1 protein-coding gene is annotated in these 925 nt (G+C 26.8%); it reads left to right on the plus strand.

What is annotated here, in order from left to right:
• Positions 1-349 precede the first annotated feature (349 nt).
• A partial coding sequence (locus tag CN514_RS24135) for a histidine kinase N-terminal domain-containing protein (RefSeq protein ID WP_286141820.1) occupies positions 350-925 on the plus strand: 576 nt, incomplete at its 3' end.

Raw genomic sequence — 925 nt, forward strand, 5'->3', positions numbered from 1 at the left:
CCTTTAATTAAATAATCTTCAACTTTATTTCCAGCCATAAAAATACCTACCTTCAGTTTATTAATTTAATTGTATCTAACTTTATTCTATTCTACACACCATATTATTGACATTATTGTATACTTTTAGTTTTATTATTACTAGAACTAGTGACAATCGTAAAAGTTCAGTTGCTGAATGAAATGAAGGAAATATTCATAAATTTAATTTACAATTTAACAGAATATTGTAAAAAATTTTACTTTGTCGTAATAAATTCGACAAATTTTTATTTTTTTACTTAACGAATATTTAAAAATTTGTTACTATTTAATTAATAGATTTTTTATTGGGGGTGTTCCTTATTGATATGTCAATAGAGAGTAGGTATAGCACTTTCATAAAGGAAAGTATGCCTACATTAACAAAGAATTGGGTCGCTCAAGCGGTAATAAGCGATAATGATCCATTTAAATCCGAGATTATCATTAATGGAACTAGATTGATTGACTTTACATTATTATTTATTGAGGGCAAAATAAATGAGGATCAAGTCAAAGATTTGGCACATAAAATAGCCCTTGAACGAGCTAAAGCAAGTGCTAACATCGGAGATTTTGTGTATAACTCAAATATAGGTAGAAGTGAATTATTTAAACATTTGTCAGAATTTGAAGAAAGTATTAGTTTACTTCAGCCACTCATTAATAAAATAAATTACGTTTTTGACCAGTTTATTTATTTTACTGTAAAGCAATATTCATATCTCATTACACAAGATATCGAAGAGAAAAAACAATTTATTGACGAGACGCACAAAGAGAGACTTACAATCTTAGGACAAATGTCTGCTAGTTTTGTTCATGAATTTAGAAATCCACTTACTTCAATTATTGGATTTATAAAATTACTTAAAGGAGATCATCCACAATTAAAATATTTAGAC

The sequence above is a fragment of the Bacillus sp. AFS001701 genome (assembly GCF_002559405.1).
Taxonomy (GTDB): Bacteria; Bacillota; Bacilli; order Bacillales; family Bacillaceae_G; genus Gottfriedia.